Here is a 16,434-nt window from a genome sequence, read left to right on the forward strand (position 1 = left end):
GCGGCGCATCCCGCACGGCCACCGTGGTGGACATGCTGAACCAACACAAGGTCGTGCTCGTCACCGGCGCCAGCAGCGGGATCGGTGAGGCCGTCGCCGCCCGCTTGGTCCACGAAGGACACCACGTGGTCGCGGGTGCTCGCCGGACCGACCGGCTACAAGCGCTCGCCGAGCGCACCGCGGACGCGGCCGCCCGGTCCGGTGGCAGCTTCCACCCGGTGCGGCTCGACGTGACGGACCGGGCGGACGTCGACGCCTTCGTCAAGCTCGCGCGGGACCGGACCGGGCGTGTCGACGTTCTCGTCAACAACGCCGGTGTCATGCCGCTGTCGCGACTGGACTCCCTGCTGGTCGAGGAGTGGGACCGGATGATCGATGTGAACGTCCGCGGCCTGCTGCACGGGATCGCCGCGGCCCTGCCGCACTTCACCGCGCAGGGCTCGGGCCACTTCGTCACGATCGCGAGCGTCGGGGCCCACCAGGTCGTGCCGACCAGCGCCGTGTACTCCGGCACCAAGTACGCCGCCTGGGCGATCACCGAAGGACTGCGCCAGGAGTCCGATCCCTCGATCCGGGTCACCACCGTCTCCCCGGGGGTGGTCACCTCCGAGCTCGCGAACTCCATCACCGAACACGGGGCGGCCGAGGCGATGCGCACCTTCCGGGCGCACGCGATCGAGCCGGACGCCATCGCCGGAGCCGTCTCCTACGCCATCGGCCAGCCCGCCGACGTCGACGTGAACGAGATCGTCGTGCGCCCGTCCCGTCAACGCTGAACAGCGCGGGAGCGACCACCAGGGCCAGGCTCCTCAGCGCTCCTGGGCCTGCTCGTGGAGGGAACGGGCCACGGCGTCCAGCTTCGGGCCGGAGAGGTCGGCGGTCATGAGATCGCCGGTCTCCTCGTCCACCCGCACCGTCCCCCTGCTGGTGACGGAGAAGATCGTGCCGGTGCCGGTGCGGGCGTCGAAGTCCGCGAACCAGGGACCACCGCTCGCGCCACTGGCCATGTCGCAGAGAGTGGTCCACTCCTCCGTCGGAGGCTTGTACGTGGCGTCGAGATCGCACCACAGCAGCGATTCCCCGTGTGCCAGCTTGGATCCCGGGTAGCCGAACATGGCGGTCCTTCCCGCCGCGGTCCGGTCGAAGGTGATCCGCTGCGACCCCGCCGCGTCGGTGAGGTGCGTGCCGTTGGCCTGGTCGAAGACCACCATGGCGACATCGGGCGAGCTGTGCTCGGTGTAGGACTTGGGCAGCAGGAAAGCCCGAGCCGCGTACACGCCGTGCGGGCGGTTTCCGTTGGCATAGCCCGGAACGAACACCAGGTTCTTCACCTGGATCTGCTCACCGGCGCGGGTCTGTCCCGGCCAGACGCAGTGAGCGGCGGTGACCGCGACGTCCTTGTTCCCGCTGCGCACGGCCGTGGCCGTGCACCAGGAGTCGTTGGTCGGCGCCTGTCTACCCGGCTCCTGGGTGACGAACAGCCGCCCGACGCCCTTCGGGGCTTGTCCCGCCCACGGGCTCGCCACTCTTTCGGGACGCTCGGTGGGGTCGGCTCCGGTCCGGCTCATCCGCTCCGGGGTCCAGTAGTCCAGCGCGGCGGCGCGATCAGACGAGTTGATATCCGTGACGAGGGTGTCGGTCGCGGGTGCGGCGGCGTGAGCAGGTGCAGCCGCACCGACCACCACGGCAGCCAACAGCGCGGGCACCAGCCAGGACCTCACGCGTCGACGGTCCACAGAAGAACGTGACATATCTACGAGACGCGCCACCCCGGACGTGAGTTGCTCTCGTTGCCCAACGGATGATCTGTCCTTAATGGACTGTCCTCTGTGACCGGACCGACACGGAGCGAAACTTGGCCAAGCCCTTACCCAGGGCTGTACTCGCCCTGTCCTGGTGCTACCTCGCGCGCTCGAAAGTGGTGTCAAGCCCATGAACGAGCAGCGAGGAGATGGCGATGAGCACGCACAAGGGAATGCGGATCGCGGCGGTTATGACCGCACTGCTGGCCACTACGGCGGTCACCGCGTTCGCCGGAACGGCGGCCGCACAGACCCCGCAGCAGGCCGCGACCACCGTGGGCATCGAGATCGGGCTGGCGAAGAAGCCGGTTCGACAGGAGATCGCCGCGCTGTTCGAGCGGTGGAACGCCGCGCTGGCCACCGGCAGGCCGGATGCCGTCGCCGACCTCTACGCCCCGAACGCGGTGCTGTTACCCACCGTCTCCAACGAGGTCCGCACCGACCGGCGCGCCATCGTCGACTACTTCGAGACCTTCCTGCCCAAGAAGCCCAGCGGCCGAATCCTCAGCTCCACGATCACCGTCCTGGACAACAACACCGCGGCGAACAACGGGACCTACCGCTTCGGCTTCGCCGACGGCACCACTGTGGACGCTCGGTTCACCTACGTGTACGAGAAGATCAACGGCACGTGGCTCATCGTCACCCACCACTCCTCGGCGATGCCGGAGAAGGGGCGAGCCTCAGAGTGATCCACACGGCGAGTCCGCCGCCGGGGGCGGCCGCCAGGCGCACGCTCCCGGCGTTGTCGGCGACCAGCTGCTTCACGATCGCCAGGCCAAGACCCGAACCGCCACGGCCGGTCAGCCCCTGACCGCGCCAGAACCGGTCGAAGGCCCTGGCACGCTCCTGTTCGGACAGACCGGGCCCCTGGTCGAGCACCACCAGGGTCACCCGGTCGCCGTCGGCGGTGGCGCTGACGGTGATCACGCCGCCCTCCGGGGAGACCTCAAGGGCGTTGGACAGCACGTTGTCCAGCACCTGCTCAAGGTGCCCCGGCCCGGCCAGCACCCGCAGGCCCTCCTCCAGCGGCTCGGCCACCAGGCGCACCGCGCGCTCGGCCGCCACCGGCGACCACACCTCGAACCGGCCCCGGACCAGCTCGGCCACCCCGACCGGTTCCGGCGCGGCCACCAGCCCCTCCGCCTTCGCCAGCGCGAGCAGACCGTTGGCCAGCCTGCTCATCCGGACCACCTCGGCGGTGGCGGTCTCCACGTCCTCGCGGGTCAGCTCGTCGGACACCTCGTCGGCGATGTTGTCCAGCGACAGCCGCAACGCGGTCAGCGGGGTGCGCAGCTGGTGCGAGGCGTCTGCGACGAACGCCCGCTGCGCGTCGACCAGGGTGCCGATCCGCAGTGCCCCGGCGTTGAGGGTGCGCGCCAGTGTGCGGGTCTCCGGTGGGCCGGTCTCGGTGGACCGGGCGGTGAGGTCGCCGTCGCCGAAACGCGCGGCCATCGTGGTGAGCCCCCGCAGCGGACGGGTCAGCCGCCGCGCGACGAGCACCCCCGCCGCGGCCGCCAGGACCAGCACCCCGACCGCCAGCGCCGCCCGGAACCCCCAGATCTGCCACAACCTCCGCTCCAGCGGCGCGGCCGGGTAGCTGACCCGCACCGCACCGGCCACCACGCCGTCGGCGGTGCGTGCCGGGACGACGAGCACCAGGGCGTCCGCGTTCAGCACAGGGGAATGCGTCCACAGCGCGGAACGCGTCCCGGCACGAGCCTCCGGTGATCCGGCGGGCAGCAGCTCGATCCGCCCCGGCGTCTGCTGCTCGTACGCCAGCACGAGCCGGTCCAGCGCCTGCCGCGACGGCTCGTCACCGGCGGCGAGCAACAGCGCGACCGTGTCGGCCTCCCGGCTCACGGACAGTTCGAGATCGCCCTCCAGCTGGTCGGTGAGCGTGAAGGCGACGGGCACGGTGAAGCCGATGATGGCCAGGGCGACGAGCACGACGTAGCTCGCGACCAGCTGGCGGACCACTACGACACGACCAGACGGAAGCCGACACCACGCACGGTCTCGATGGTGAGGGCGCCGGGGAACTTCCGTCGCAGCGCGCCGACGTGCACGTCCAGGGTCTTGGTCGGCCCGAACCAGTTGGCGTCCCAGACCGCTTCCATGATCTGCTCCCTGGTGAACACCGCCCCCGGCTCCTCGGTGAGGAAGGCGAGCAGGTCGTACTCCTTGGGCGTCAGCAAGACCTCGGCGTCCTCCAGGTAGGCCCGGCGGCCGCGGCGGTCCAGCGCGAGCAGGCCGTAGCGGTCAGGGGCCGCCTGCTCGGCCGGTTCGGCGGAGCGGACCCGGCGCAGCACCGCCCGCATCCGGGCGATCACCTCCCGTACCCCGAACGGCTTGGAGACGTAGTCGTCCGCGCCGATCTCCAGGCCGACAACCCGGTCCACCTCGTCGCTGCGCGCGCTGATCACGATGATCGGCACCTCGCTCCTGGCACGCAGCTCCCGGCAGACGTCGAGCCCGTCGGTGTCGGGCAGGCCGAGGTCGAGCAGCACCAACCCCGCCTCGGGCGCCGCCAGCGCCTCCGCGCCGGTGCGCACCCAGTCGACCTCGAAGCCGTAGCGGCACAGGCCACGACGCAGCGACTCGGCGATCGGTTCGTCGTCCTCAACCAGCAGCACTCGCACCGGGGCATCCTCGCACCGCCAACCCAGGAACGCGTGTCAACCGGTTGAGCGAGCGCAACGCCGGCGCGGTCACCGCACTGGGATCAGGCGGGCGGAGACGGGCATGGTGGTCATGCCGCGGATGTTGCGGGTGCGCTTGTAGCGGACCGGACCGGCGAGGCTCAGCCCTGGGATGCGCTGGAACAGGCGGCGCAGCGCGATCTCCGCCTCCATCCGCGCCAGTCCCGCGCCGAGGCAGAAGTGGATGCCCGCGGAGAACGACAGGTGCTCGCGGCTGTTGGGCCGGGCGGCGTCGAAGCGGTGCGGGTCGGTGAAGACCTCCGGGTCGCGGTTGGCTCCCGCGAGCAGCAGCACAACCGGCGTGTCGGCGGGCAGCTCCTTTCCGCACAGTGACAGCGGTTCGCGGGTGAAGCGCAGGGCGAACTGGACGGGCGGCTCGACCCGCAGCACCTCCTCGACCACCCCGCGAGCCGTCGAGGGGTCGTCCAGCATGCGCTGCTTCTGCGCCGGGTCGTTGAGCAGGTTGAGGGTGCCGCCGCCGATCAGGTTCACCGTCGTCTCGTAGCCCGCGACGAACAGCAGCCCGGCCAGCGCAACGACGTCGTCGCGGTGCAGCGGCTCCCCTGCCAGCTCGGCGCGCACCAACCCGCTGATCACGTCGTCACCAGGACGCTTGCGCCGCAACAGGATCAGGTCGTCGAAGAACGCGGTCATCTCGGAGAGGGCCCTGCGCACCGCGTGCCGTTCGCCGAGGGTCCTGATCCCGTCGAGGGTGCCCGCGAGGACGGAGCCCCAGCGGCTGAAGTCGGCGTGCCGGTCGTCGGGGATGCCGAACAGGTCGCAGACGACCTTGGTGGGCACGCGCACCGCGAAGTCGCTGACGAGGTCGAAGCTCGCGCGGTAGACGGCGTGGTCGAGGAACTCGTCGACGATCCGCTCGATGCTTTCTTCCCTGTCCCGCAACGCTCTCGGCGTGAACCACGGCGCGACGAGCGCGCGCAGCTCGGTGTGCCGGGGTGGGTTCATGGTCAGCAGCGAGTGCTCCATCGGGTGCCGCAGTCGTGTCTCGTCGCCGGGGTGGACGTTCCAGTCCACTCCGACGTGGTCGACGGCGGGCTCGACGCGGAAGCGGGAGTCGCGCAGCACCGAGCTGACCACGGAGTGCTTCGCAGTCAGGTACAGCCCCAAGGGGTGTCTGCTGAGGTCTCCGCGCTCGCGAATCCTTTCGTAGAGCGGATAGGGGTCGTCGAGCGCTCGCAGGCCGAGCACCTTCGCCACCGGGTCGCCCGTCGCGGCCAGCGCGCGGACGGTCGCGCGCATCCCCAGCATCTTCGCGCCGAGCCGCAGTTCCCTTGCCAGTCCCATGGAGGTCCTCTCGGTCAGGTGGTGCGCGCGGGCAGCCGGTCGATCGCGGCCAGCGCCCGCCCGGCCCCGTCCTCGACCGCGATCCGCCCGGCCAGCTCCCGTGCTCGGCGGCCGTGGGCGGGCTCGGCGAGGGCCAGCCGGATCGCCTCCGCCAGCCGCCGCGCGGTGAGCTTGCGGTACGGCACCGGCTTGGGGCCCGCACCGAGCGAAGCGACCCGCGCGGCCCAGAACGGCTGATCGGTGATCACCGGGACGCCGACGGTCGGCACCCCCGCGCGCAGTCCTGCCGCCGTCGTGCCCGCGCCGCAGTGGTGCACGACAGCGGCCGTCCTCGGGAACAGCCACTCGTGCGGCGCTTCCCCGATCGTGATCACATCACTGTCCTCAATGGACAGATCGGCCCAGCCTGCCTGGACGACGCCGCGCACCCCTGCCATGCGCAGCGCGGTGCGGACGACCTCGTTGAGGCGTGCGGAGTCCCCTGGGTTGCGGCTGCCGAAGCCGACGTACACCGGCGGCGGGCCCGCGGCGAGGAAGTCGGTGAGCCGCCGCGGCGGAGTCCACGCGGGGTCCACGTGCGGCCACCAGAACCCGGTGACCTCCATTCCTTCCCGCCAGTCCGAGGGGCGCGGCACCACCGACGGGCTGAACCCGTGCAGCACCGGCCATCGCCGCTCGGCCCACTCGCGGCGCAGCTCGGCGGGCCGCTTCGGCGGCAGCCCGACCTTCCGGCGCAGCTCGGTGGTGGTGGCGTCGAACAGGCGGCCGATGGCGACGCCGGTCAGCTCCGAGACGGCGCGGTTGCCCAGCCTGCCGAGGGACCTGCCCGCCGTCGCCAGCGGCGGGACCGCACCGGTCGGCAGGATCGACTGGAGGAAGACCCCCATGCTCGGGATGCCCATCCCCTCGGCGATCTGGTAGCCCAGCAACGCCGAACCGGACAGCAGCAGCAGGTCCGCGCCCTGCCGCGCCGCGGCGAGCATGCCGTCGTTGAGCTCGCGCGACTCCTCGGCGAGCATGCTCAGGTAGCGGCCGATGCTCATCGCGCCACCCGCCCCGCCCTGCCAGCGCCTGCCCTTCTCCGTCGCCGCGGCGCTCCTGGGGTCGCCGGGCAGCACGCGGAACTCCAGCCCGGCGGCCAGGACCTGCGGCGCGAACCGCTCGGCCGCGGCGACCGCGACACCGTGCCCCGCCTCGCGCAGCCGCGCGCCGAGCCCGGTGTACGGGGCGACGTCCCCCTGGGAGCCCACGGCGAGGATCAGAATTCGCATAACGCGGATGGTGCCATTCCGAAAGCGCCCACAACAGGAACCAAGGGGGCGGCCAAACAGATTCGAACACTTTCAGACACCGCCACTGGATGATCCCCGCAAAAATGATGACCCGCCGGACACCGAAGCAGTCAAAAGCCCCATCTGGACCCCTACCAGACATCCTTCACGACATAGGGGTACCCCTGGCCTGGGCATTTTGCTAGCGTCCTCTCCCATCGCCTCGACCGGGCTGGGGAGCCCGAAGAGTGCGGTATTCACCCCCTCCTAATCGTGCGCCCGTCGCACACAATGCCGCCCGTCGGCATTACCACAACCGGAGGAACAATTTCATGCACGTACTGACGAGCGAAACCTACTCGGGGGAGAAGGGTCGACTCGCCGGTGCGAAGGCTCGCAACCTGCACGAGCTGACCCGTGGGGGCGTCGACGTTCCCGCGTGGTCCGTGCTCGGGCTTGACGTCTTCGCCGCGTTCCTGCGCGGCGGGGGGCTCGACCGCGAGCTGACCGCACTGCTGTCAGAGACGGCCCTGGACAACGCCGGCGAACAGGCACGCCTGATCGCCGAGCTGATAGAGGGGGCCGACCTTCCTGGGGAGGTCGGCGAGCTGATCGAGCGCGCACTGGGGGACGTGGGCGCGGAACGGGTCGCGGTGCGGTCCTCGGGGGCCGAGGAGGACGGCGCGGAGTTCTCCTTCGCGGGCCAGTTCTCCTCCTACCTCAACGTGATCGGCCCCGACGACGCGAAGGAGCGCGTCAAGGGCTGCTGGGCGTCGGCGTTCTCCGAGCGCTCCCTGCACTACCGCCTGCGCAACGGCCTCCCGCTGCGCGCCGACGGCGTCGCGGTGATCATCCAGGCGATGGTCCCCGCCGAGCGCAGCGGCGTGCTGTTCACCGCGAACCCGGTCACCGGCTCGCGCGGGCAGTACGTGATCAGCTCCGCGTACGGGCTGGGAGAGGGCCTGGTCTCCGGGGCGGTGGACGCCGACACGGTGCTGGTCGACGCCGCCAACGGCGCGGTCGTGGAGACCGTCATCGGCGACAAACAGGAGCGTTACCACTCCTCGGCCGACGCCTCCGGCTACGTGGTCAGCGCGGTGGACCCCGCTGACCGGGAGGCGCTTTCCCTGTCGCAGGAGGACATCACGCGGCTGCACGCTGTTGGTCGGCGGATCGCGGAGCTGTTCGGCGGCCCGCAGGACATCGAGTGGGCCATCTCCGCTGGCCGGCTCTGGATCCTCCAGAGCAGGCCGATCACCTCGCCGCTGGCGGAGGTTCCCACCGGCGAGCGCCGGATCTGGGACAACTCGAACATCATCGAGAGCTTCAGCGGGATCGTCTCGCCGCTGACCTACAGCTTCGCCTCCAGCGTCTACGGCAAGGTCTACCGGCACTACGCGATAGCGCTGGGGGTGCCGTCGGCCGAGCTGCGGCAGATGGACGAGTGGCTGCCCACCATGCTCGGCCACTTCCACGGCCGGGTCTACTACAACCTGCTGCACTGGTACCGGATGGTGCGGCTGGCCCCCGGATACCGGCTCAACCGCAAGGTGCTGGAGGTCTCCCTCGGCGTCGAGGAGTCGCTCGACGACGAGCTGGCGGAGACGCTGCACCCCTACACTCCACGCGCACTCGTCCGGGCACGGACCACTTTCGGCTTCACCAAGCGGTTTCTGGGGATGCACCGGTCGGTGGACGGCTTCCTGCGGTACTTCTACGACGCGTACCAGGTCTTCGACAACGTCGACTACGACGCGCTGCCGGGCGAGGAGGTCTACCGGCGCTTCCGGGCGCTGGAACGGGACCTGATCGAGAAGTGGGGCCCGATGATGGCCCTGGACGCCTCGATCCTGCTCTCGTTCGGCACCCTCTACCTGCTGACCAAGCGCTGGCTGCCGGACGCGCCGGAGTGGTTCAACTGGGCAGTGGCCAACCCGGGGTCCACTGTGGAGTCCGCGGAGCCGGTCAGGGCGCTCGCCGCGCTCGCGGCTTCCGTCCGGGCCGACCCCGAGCTGCGGGAGATCGTCGAGAACACCGCCCCGGAGGAGACCGGCAAGGCGTTGGCGGACGCCGGGCACACCGAGTTCCTCGCGGCGATCGAGGACTACGTGTCCCGCTACGGCTACCGCAGCCTGGACGAGCTGAAGCTCGAAGTGCCGGACCTGCGCGAGGAACCCGCGACGTTGTACGTGATGCTGCGCGAGGCTCTGCCCGAGGTCAGCACCGCACAGCCGGAGCAGGCTCAGTCCTATTTGGACAAGAACCTGCGCGGTCCGCGACGGTGGGTCTACGAGATCGTGCGCCGCAAGACCAGCACCTGCCTCGCTGACCGGGAGCGCCTGCGGTTCGCCCGCACGCGTGCGTTCGGCTCCGCGAAGCGGATGTTGCGGGCGATGGGCCGCGACCTGGCGCGCAACGGCATGCTCGACGACTGGCGGGATGTGTTCTTCCTACGCCTCGAAGAGCTGCGCGGCACCTATGAGGGGACCATCGCGCACGCGGAGCTGAAGCACCTCGTTTCGCTGCGGCGCAAGCAACAGGACGAGGACGCGAAGCTGGTCGCCCCGTCGCGGTTCACCACCTTCGGTACGCCGGGCAACCTGGAGCAGGCAGGGTGGTCCTCGCGGCACACGGGGCCCAGCGGCAAGAAGGAGTTCCGTGGAACTCCCTCCTCCCCCGGGGTCGTCGAGGGCCGCGCCGTGGTGACCGACGCTCCGCGTGACGTGGACGGCGGGATCCTGCTGACCTACCGCACCGATCCGGGTTGGGTGGCCACGCTGCCCACGGCGTCGGCGCTGGTGATCGAGCGCGGCAGCCCGTTGACGCACGTGGCGATCGTGGCTCGGGAGCTGGGGATCCCGACCGTGGTCCAGGTCAAGAACATCACCAGGGAGATCGAGACCGGAATGCGGATCCGGCTCGACGGCGGCGCGGGAACGATCACCGTCCTGTCCCCGGGAGGCGACGATGAGTGAGCTCCTGCGCGGCTGGCTGGACCAGCCGCACCCCGGGCGAGGGGTCCACCTCGCCGACGACATCGGTGGCTGGGACCACCTCGGCTACGCCGAGCTGGCGAGCGCGGCCAAGCGCACCGCCACCGGGCTGATCGCGGACGGAGTCCGGCCCGGTGACGTCGTCTGCGTGCTCATGCCGACCGGATTCCCCTGCATCACCGGCTTCTTCGCGGTGTGGGCCGCCGGGGCGGCGGTCTGCCTCATCCCGCCACCGGCGTTCGTCGGCGAGGACGACTACGTCGCACACGTCGGCCGCATCTTGGCCCAGGCGCGGCCCCGGCTGCTGGTCACCTCGCCGGAGCTGGAGTCCTTCGCCCGGCGCGCGCTGTCCGAGGCGGACTTGGCCCAGGAGCCGTGGCTCCACCGGGAGTCCGAGACGGAGGCCGAGCTCCAGCCCGCCGGGGAGCTGGCGCTGGTGCAGTTCACCTCCGGCTCCAGCGGTACTCCGCGTGGGGTGCGGGTCACGTGGGCGAACCTCGCCGCCAACATCGAGCTGATCCGGAGCTGGATCGACTGGCGGGACGGGGACCAGACCGCGTCCTGGCTGCCGCTCTACCACGACATGGGGCTGATCGGCTGCCTGCTGACGCCCGTGTGCGGCCAGGGCGACCTGTGGCTGATGCGCCCGGTGCAGTTCATCCGTGACCCCGGACGCTGGCTGGAGTGCTTCACCTTCGCCCAGCACACGGCCGCTCCCCCGTTCGCCTTCGACTACCTCACCCGTCGCGTCCGACCAGAACGACTGTCCACACTGGACCTCAGCGGGTGGCGGAGCGCGATCGTCGGCGCGGAGCCGATCGACCCGGACGCACTGGAACGCTTCACCGAACTCGCCTCGCCCGCCGGGTTCTCTCCGACCGCCTACCTCCCCGCGTACGGCCTCGCCGAGGCGACACTCGCGGTGAGCGCGCACACCACGGACGAGGCACCACCGGTCATCCGACCTGACAGCGCCTCGCTGAAGTTCGGTGAGACCGTTGTGGTGGAGCAGAAACGCAGGCTCGGCGACCCCACGTCGGACGACGAGGGCGGTTGGCTGGTCGGCTGCGGTCGGGCCACCGGCGTGCGCATCCTGGACGAAGACGGCGCGGTGCTCGACGAGGGCCGCCTCGGCGAGATCGAGGTCCACGGCCCATCCGTCGCGGTCGGCTACCGAGGCGGTCACGAGCACGCCTCGACACGGTTCGTCGATGACGCGGTGCGCACGGGTGACGCCGGATTCGTCCACGAGGGCCAGCTCTACGTGCTCGGCCGGATGGGCGACAGCCTCAAGGTCCGTGGGCGCAGCGTCTACGTGGAGGACCTGGAGGCGAAGGTCTCGGCGGCGACACGGATGCGCCGTGGCCGCTTCGCCGTGGTCAGCACAGCGCGGAGCGGCATCGCGTTGTTCGCTGAGGCTGCCGACGGCGGCTGGATCGACGACGCGTCGACGGTGCTGCGCAACGAGCTGGGCCCGGACGTGGCGATCAGCATCGTGATCGGCAGCAGCGGCCTCATCCGCAAGACATCCAGTGGCAAACCGAAGAGACGGCACATGTGGGAACAGTTCCAGGCCGGAGCACTGACCGGGGCACGGGTGGCGCGATGATCCTGACCGAGGACTACCTCCAGTCGCTGCTGGACCAGACGATGAAGCGGATCGACGCCGGTCCGGAGTACGCGGTGGTGCTGGAGGGCTCCATCGCTGAGGGGTTCGGCAACTCCTCTTCGGACATCGACTTCCTGCTCATCGCCGACAGCGACGCCGAGCTGCCCACCATGCCGTCGCTGCTGTTCGTCGACGGCCGCAGGGTCGAGGTCCGCACGCGCTCGGTCCGGCAGCTCAGCGAGCAGTTCGACCGAGTGATCACGGCGGGCAACCGGGTGTCCAAACTGGACGAGGACCTGCTCAACCGGTGCCAGCGCATGCTGCGGAGCTTTCCGTTGCGGCGCAGGGACCTCATTGGCAAGGTCAAGGACCAGCTGCCGTTCGAGTCCTTCTGCGACATCATGCGGCGGTGGTGGGCGCACCGCGCCAGGCACTGCCTCCGGTACGCGGGCGCGCTGACGGTGCTCGGTCAGCACGAGGAGGCGCGGAGCTGGGCGCGCGCCGGGCTCACCCAGGGAGCCAAGTCCTGGGCGGCGGGCAGGGGCGAGACCTACCTGGAACCGAAGTGGCTGTCGTTGCAGCTGGACCGGGCGGGCGAGGAGCCTGTGCGGGACCGCTACTTCGAGCTGCTCTCCTCCCCGGACGCCGATCCCGCTTCCTGCGTGGAGTTCGCGGCGCGGATCGGGATCACCGGGTGCGGTTACCAGCCGGAGCGACTGACTGTCGAGCGCGTTCCCGGCGTCACGACCTGGCGCACCGGCGAGCGCACTCACGTGGTGCGCGGCAAGGAGGACGTCTTCGCCCTCGGTGCCGACGCCGCCAAGGTGTGGGGATCGGTGGTGTTCGGCCGCCCGCTGGCCGACGTCGCCACTACCCCGGAGGCCGGAGAGCTGATCGCGCGGTTCCTGCGGACGGGCCTGGTACGGCTCAGCTGGCGCGGCGCGGGGACGCTGGTCCCCGCACTGCCGCTGGCTGCCCCGGCGGGGCCGCTGTCCCCACCGCCGAGCGCCGTCTCCCCCGCCGTGACGGTGGGCGGGGCTCCGGTGACCGGCCCCGGTGCGATCGACCTGCTTCCTCTGCCCGCCAAGCGGTTCAGCGCGTCGGCGATGACACTGGTGTGGTCGAACGTGCTCATCGAGAACGCCAGGGAAGACCTCACCGGCGCGCTCGACCGGGGGCAGTGGCGGGTGGCCGAGGTGATCACCCGGCGGATGGTGCAGGTCAGCCTGCGCAGCCTGCTCAGCGCGTACGGCGTGAACCCGTTGCCGCCGGACGACGACCTGGTGCGGCGGCTCGACCTCCTGCCAGGCACCGCGCTGGCCACCACCGCACGGGAGCTGGAGTCGGTCCGCGTCGGGTCGCCAGAGGAGGGCACCGACGCGCTGGAGCGGCTGGACACCTTCGTCGCCGGGGTGCGCGCGGTGACCGGGGCCGGGCTGTTCCCGTCCTCGTTCGACTCCGCAGACACATGGCGGTCCACTTTGGACATCGGATACGACTGGCTGCGCCTCGGGGCGTACCTGGACGCGGACCTGCCGCTGACCGAGGCGCAGGACCTGCTCTCCAGCGGTGGCGCGCAGCCCCACCTCTCGGGAGGCAAGGCATGAACGCACACACCGAGGTCGCGCGGGTCGTCGCGGCGATGGCACCGAACCAGGGCGTCGCGGTCACCGCCGAGAGCAGGCTGACCGCGGACCTGGGGTACGACTCGCTGCGGCTGATGGAGCTGACCATGGCGCTGGAGAAGCACTTCGGGTTGCCCCCGGTGGACTTCGAGCGGGCCGCGACGGTGACCACGGTCGCCGACGTGACCCGGCTGGTCGAGGGGGTGGCGGCATGAGCACGATCCTGGTCACCGGGGCCGCCGGGCTGGTCGGCTCCGAGGTCGTCGCGCGGCTGGTGAAGTCCGGGCACAAGGTGCTCGCGCTGGTCCACCGGCAGCAGGTCCTCCACAGGAACAGCGGAGCAGCGCTGTGCTCGGCCGACGTCACCCTGGTCCCCGGCGACGTCACCAAGCCGCGACTCGGCCTGCCCGCCAGGATCGCGTCCACAGTGGACAAGGTGGTGCACTGCGCGGCGATCACGGACTTCGGTCGCTCGAAGGCGGTCTACCAGTCGGTCAACGTCGACGGGACCACCAACGTCGTCGAGCTCGCGGCCGGTCTCGGCGTTCCCCTGGTCCACGTCGGCACGGCCTACGTCTGCGGCGAGCGGGACGGTGTCGCGCTGGAGTCGGACCTCGACGTCGGCCAGCGCTTCGCCAACGCCTACGAGGAGAGCAAGCTCCAGGCGGAGACCTTGGTGCACAAGGCCCGCGCGGACGGTCTGGCAGCGGCGGTCGTCCGCCCGAGCATCGTCGTCGGAGCCGAACGGACCGGTGTGGTCCGGGACTTCAAGAACCTGTACGTGGTCCTGAAGCTCACCACTGAGGGCAAGGTCCGTTCCATCCCCGGGCACTACGACGCCAACCTGGACCTCGTTCCGGTCGACTACGTCGCGGACTTGACCGTGGAGGTCGCGGAGCGCTTCAGCGAGGCGGAGGGCAAGACCTTCCACGCCGTCGGGAAAGCGTTGACGCTGCGCGACTTCTCCGACGTACTCGCTGAGTACCCGTCCTTCGGGGTGCCCCGGTTCGTCCCACCGTCGAGCTTCGACGCCCAGCGGCTGCCGATGGCCGAGCGGATGTACTACGAGCGCGTGGCTTCCCTGTACGAGAGCTACTTCCAGCGACGGGTCCACTTCGACACCAGCACCACGGACGCGTTCCGACGCCGCAAGGCACCCTCCGGCGGCCCGGCATATCTCCGCAGGCTGCTCGACCACTGCCTCAAGGTCGGCTACCTCGGCGCACCGCTGCCGAGCGTGACAGAGGTCCTGTCCGGTTTGGACGGTGGTTCGTGATGGCGCACGGGGAACTGCTCTCATCGGAGCTGAGCCGCGATCCGGCCAAGCGTGAACTGTTCGGCGCGGACACGTACTACCTCGAAAGCGTGGAGCAGCTGGCCGAGCTGACCGACGTCGAGGACTTCGCCTACCGGCACGCGGTCCTGCTGCTCAAGCCAGACGCGGTCGCGGCACGTCAGCTTCTCCAGACCGTGGAGTGGTTGCCGTCCAACGGCTTCCGGATCGTTGCGGCCGAACGGGTCACGCTCACCCGGCACGTCGTGCGCGGCCTGTGGTACTTCCAGTGGAACCTGGCTACGCCGGAGCGGCGGTGGCTGGCGGGAATGCTGACCGCCGCGTCGGACTCGCTCGTGCTCGTGGTGCGCGCCGATGAGGACAAGGTGCCCGCGTCGGTTCTGCTCACCGACCGCAAGGGGCCGACCGATCCGGCCGCGCGGGTTCCGGGACAGCTCCGCTACGAGCTGGGCCGGTACAGCTACCTGCTGAACCTGGTGCACACGCCTGATGAGCCCGCCGACGTGCTGCGCGAGTTGGGTGTCTACTTCGGACACGACGAGCGGGCCGCGGTCTTCGCCTCCGCTCTGGCCGGGGCGGACCGCAGCGACCGTGCCCGCGAGCTGGCCGAGCACCTCTACCGCGAGAGCAGGCCGAAGGACCTCGCGCTCGAACCGGCGCTTGCCCGGCTGGCCGACTCCGTCGGCGCGACCCCGGGAACCGATCCCCGCGAGCTGCTCGACGCGGTCCGGCGGGACGGCGCCCAGGTTGACCCGTGGGACCTGGTGATCGTCGGTTCGCACGTCCTTCCCATGAAACGCAAGCAGTTCTCCCCAGTTCTCGACGCCAGCTCGGTCGAGGCGTGGCTTACAGGCGGATGTGACTCATGACGACACTCGACTTCAACCAGACCGTCCCCCGCGCCATGGTGCACCGCGCCAGCCTGTGCGAGGTGTTCCTGACTTCGGCCGTCCGTGTCGATGCCGACACCTTCGACGTGGGGAGCCAGGTCCCTCGAACCCACTCCCTGTACGGGGACAGGCTCAGCCTGCCGACGCATTACGACCCGGTGCTCTACGTGGAGGCGGCCAGGCAGGCATGCATCTACGTGGCGCACGAGTACTTCGAGGCACCACAAGGGAACCACTTCATCCTGCGCGACGCCGAGATGGAGGTCGTCGACCACACCGGACTGGCGGTGCTGCCGGTGCCGACGAACTCCGTGCTGCGCTGTTCGGTGTTGCGGCGCTTCAAGAACCGCGAGAGCGCTGTGACAGGGCTGCGCATGCTGGTCACAGTCCTGGTCAACGGCGAAGCCGCGATGACGGTGCAGATGTCGTACTCGTGGGTGCCCGCCGAGAAGTGGCAGGCGATGCGGGCGGGGAACCGCGCGGAGCTCGGACTGCTCTTCGAGCCGCAGGCACGACCGCTGCCGACGAGGGCGAATCCGGCCACTGTGGACAGACTGAACCCGGCCAACGTGGTGATCTCGCCGCCGCGCGCCACGACCAGCGGTCGTACGGCGTCGCTGGTGGTGGACACCGCGCATCCCGCGCTGTTCGACCACCCGCTGGACCACGTTCCCGGGATGCTCCAGCTGGAGGCGTTCCGGCAGCTGGCGATCACCACGGCGGGCTTCGGCAGGCTGACCGGGATGACGGCGAGGTTCGTCGGATTCGCTGAGCTGGACCTGCCCTCCGAGTGCGAGAGCGCGATCGTCTCGGCGGGCGACGACGTCGAGGTCAGGTGCGCGGTGCGGCAGGCGGGCCGCACGGTCGCCGAGGCCCAGGTGACGCTGGCGATGGCCGACCGGCCGACGGCAGCGCGGCCGGTGCGGGGCTGAGGCGACGTGGG

Annotated in this window: 14 protein-coding genes; 9 read left to right on the forward strand and 5 right to left on the reverse strand. The window is 70.5% G+C overall.

Annotation, left to right across the window (positions count from 1 at the left end; all coding sequences use genetic code 11):
- Positions 1-32 precede the first annotated feature (32 nt).
- The gene (locus ACFFQA_RS10275; RefSeq protein WP_377851524.1) at positions 33-776 is read left to right on the forward strand and encodes an SDR family oxidoreductase; all 744 of its coding nucleotides are present in this window, start codon (positions 33-35) and stop codon (positions 774-776) included.
- A gap of 33 nt (positions 777-809) precedes the next feature.
- On the opposite strand, the gene ACFFQA_RS10280 is transcribed toward ACFFQA_RS10275, so the two are convergent.
- Positions 810-1,721: a trypsin-like serine peptidase gene (locus tag ACFFQA_RS10280; protein WP_377851525.1), complete on the reverse strand. Its 912-nt coding sequence runs from the start codon at positions 1,719-1,721 to the stop codon at positions 810-812.
- Positions 1,722-1,957: 236 nt separating this feature from the next.
- Between ACFFQA_RS10280 and ACFFQA_RS10285 the strand changes: the two genes are divergently transcribed.
- Positions 1,958-2,494: an SgcJ/EcaC family oxidoreductase gene (locus ACFFQA_RS10285; RefSeq protein ID WP_377851526.1), complete on the forward strand. Its 537-nt coding sequence runs from the start codon at positions 1,958-1,960 to the stop codon at positions 2,492-2,494.
- On the opposite strand, the gene ACFFQA_RS10290 is transcribed toward ACFFQA_RS10285, so the two are convergent.
- The 4 genes from ACFFQA_RS10290 to ACFFQA_RS10305 all read right to left on the reverse strand — a co-directional run bounded on the left by ACFFQA_RS10290 (position 2,445) and on the right by ACFFQA_RS10305 (position 7,080).
- Positions 2,445-3,782: a HAMP domain-containing sensor histidine kinase gene (locus tag ACFFQA_RS10290; protein ID WP_377851527.1), complete on the reverse strand. Its 1,338-nt coding sequence runs from the start codon at positions 3,780-3,782 to the stop codon at positions 2,445-2,447. The genes ACFFQA_RS10285 and ACFFQA_RS10290 overlap by 50 nt on opposite strands.
- Positions 3,782-4,444, reverse strand: coding sequence for a response regulator transcription factor (locus ACFFQA_RS10295; RefSeq protein ID WP_377851528.1), 663 nt, complete (start codon positions 4,442-4,444; stop codon positions 3,782-3,784). Before ACFFQA_RS10295 ends, ACFFQA_RS10290 begins: the two co-directional genes overlap by 1 nt.
- 69 nt (positions 4,445-4,513) lie before the next feature.
- A complete protein-coding gene (locus ACFFQA_RS10300) occupies positions 4,514-5,809 on the reverse strand; it encodes a cytochrome P450 (RefSeq protein WP_377851529.1) in 1,296 nt (431 codons plus the stop codon).
- 14 nt (positions 5,810-5,823) lie between these two features.
- Positions 5,824-7,080: a glycosyltransferase gene (locus ACFFQA_RS10305; protein ID WP_377851530.1), complete on the reverse strand. Its 1,257-nt coding sequence runs from the start codon at positions 7,078-7,080 to the stop codon at positions 5,824-5,826.
- A 332-nt stretch (positions 7,081-7,412) separates the two neighbouring features.
- Here ACFFQA_RS10305 and ACFFQA_RS10310 point away from each other — a divergent pair, with 332 nt between their 5' ends.
- The 7 genes from ACFFQA_RS10310 to ACFFQA_RS10340 are packed head-to-tail and all read left to right on the forward strand — an operon-like array spanning position 7,413 to position 16,423.
- A complete protein-coding gene (locus tag ACFFQA_RS10310) occupies positions 7,413-10,055 on the forward strand; it encodes a phosphoenolpyruvate synthase (RefSeq protein WP_377851531.1) in 2,643 nt (880 codons plus the stop codon).
- Positions 10,048-11,682: an AMP-binding protein gene (locus ACFFQA_RS10315; protein ID WP_377851532.1), complete on the forward strand. Its 1,635-nt coding sequence runs from the start codon at positions 10,048-10,050 to the stop codon at positions 11,680-11,682. The genes ACFFQA_RS10310 and ACFFQA_RS10315 overlap by 8 nt, the downstream gene beginning before the upstream one ends.
- On the forward strand, positions 11,679-13,289 hold the full coding sequence (locus ACFFQA_RS10320; RefSeq protein ID WP_377851533.1) for a hypothetical protein: 1,611 nt from the start codon (positions 11,679-11,681) through the stop codon (positions 13,287-13,289). The genes ACFFQA_RS10315 and ACFFQA_RS10320 overlap by 4 nt, the downstream gene beginning before the upstream one ends.
- Positions 13,286-13,522 (forward strand): acyl carrier protein, encoded by a 237-nt coding sequence (locus ACFFQA_RS10325; RefSeq protein ID WP_377851534.1) that lies wholly within the window; start codon positions 13,286-13,288, stop codon positions 13,520-13,522. Before ACFFQA_RS10320 ends, ACFFQA_RS10325 begins: the two co-directional genes overlap by 4 nt.
- Positions 13,519-14,583: an SDR family oxidoreductase gene (locus ACFFQA_RS10330; RefSeq protein ID WP_377851535.1), complete on the forward strand. Its 1,065-nt coding sequence runs from the start codon at positions 13,519-13,521 to the stop codon at positions 14,581-14,583. Before ACFFQA_RS10325 ends, ACFFQA_RS10330 begins: the two co-directional genes overlap by 4 nt.
- Complete coding sequence (locus ACFFQA_RS10335) at positions 14,583-15,470, forward strand: nucleoside-diphosphate kinase (RefSeq protein WP_377851536.1); 888 nt, start codon at positions 14,583-14,585, stop codon at positions 15,468-15,470. Before ACFFQA_RS10330 ends, ACFFQA_RS10335 begins: the two co-directional genes overlap by 1 nt.
- Positions 15,467-16,423, forward strand: coding sequence for a ScbA/BarX family gamma-butyrolactone biosynthesis protein (locus tag ACFFQA_RS10340; protein ID WP_377851537.1), 957 nt, complete (start codon positions 15,467-15,469; stop codon positions 16,421-16,423). The genes ACFFQA_RS10335 and ACFFQA_RS10340 overlap by 4 nt, the downstream gene beginning before the upstream one ends.
- Positions 16,424-16,434 lie beyond the last annotated feature (11 nt).

The organism is Allokutzneria oryzae, assembly GCF_042429765.1.
Taxonomy (GTDB): Bacteria; Actinomycetota; Actinomycetes; order Mycobacteriales; family Pseudonocardiaceae; genus Allokutzneria; species Allokutzneria oryzae.

Coding starts and splice junctions, on each gene's coding strand:
- ACFFQA_RS10275 (WP_377851524.1), top strand. CDS start 33: ATGCTGAACCAACACAAGGTCGTGCTCGTCACCGGCGCCAGCAGCGGG.
- ACFFQA_RS10285 (WP_377851526.1), top strand. CDS start 1,958: ATGAGCACGCACAAGGGAATGCGGATCGCGGCGGTTATGACCGCACTG.
- ACFFQA_RS10300 (WP_377851529.1), bottom strand. CDS start 5,809: ATGGGACTGGCAAGGGAACTGCGGCTCGGCGCGAAGATGCTGGGGATG.
- ACFFQA_RS10305 (WP_377851530.1), bottom strand. CDS start 7,080: ATGCGAATTCTGATCCTCGCCGTGGGCTCCCAGGGGGACGTCGCCCCG.
- ACFFQA_RS10310 (WP_377851531.1), top strand. CDS start 7,413: ATGCACGTACTGACGAGCGAAACCTACTCGGGGGAGAAGGGTCGACTC.
- ACFFQA_RS10315 (WP_377851532.1), top strand. CDS start 10,048: ATGAGTGAGCTCCTGCGCGGCTGGCTGGACCAGCCGCACCCCGGGCGA.
- ACFFQA_RS10320 (WP_377851533.1), top strand. CDS start 11,679: ATGATCCTGACCGAGGACTACCTCCAGTCGCTGCTGGACCAGACGATG.
- ACFFQA_RS10325 (WP_377851534.1), top strand. CDS start 13,286: ATGAACGCACACACCGAGGTCGCGCGGGTCGTCGCGGCGATGGCACCG.
- ACFFQA_RS10330 (WP_377851535.1), top strand. CDS start 13,519: ATGAGCACGATCCTGGTCACCGGGGCCGCCGGGCTGGTCGGCTCCGAG.
- ACFFQA_RS10335 (WP_377851536.1), top strand. CDS start 14,583: ATGGCGCACGGGGAACTGCTCTCATCGGAGCTGAGCCGCGATCCGGCC.
- ACFFQA_RS10340 (WP_377851537.1), top strand. CDS start 15,467: ATGACGACACTCGACTTCAACCAGACCGTCCCCCGCGCCATGGTGCAC.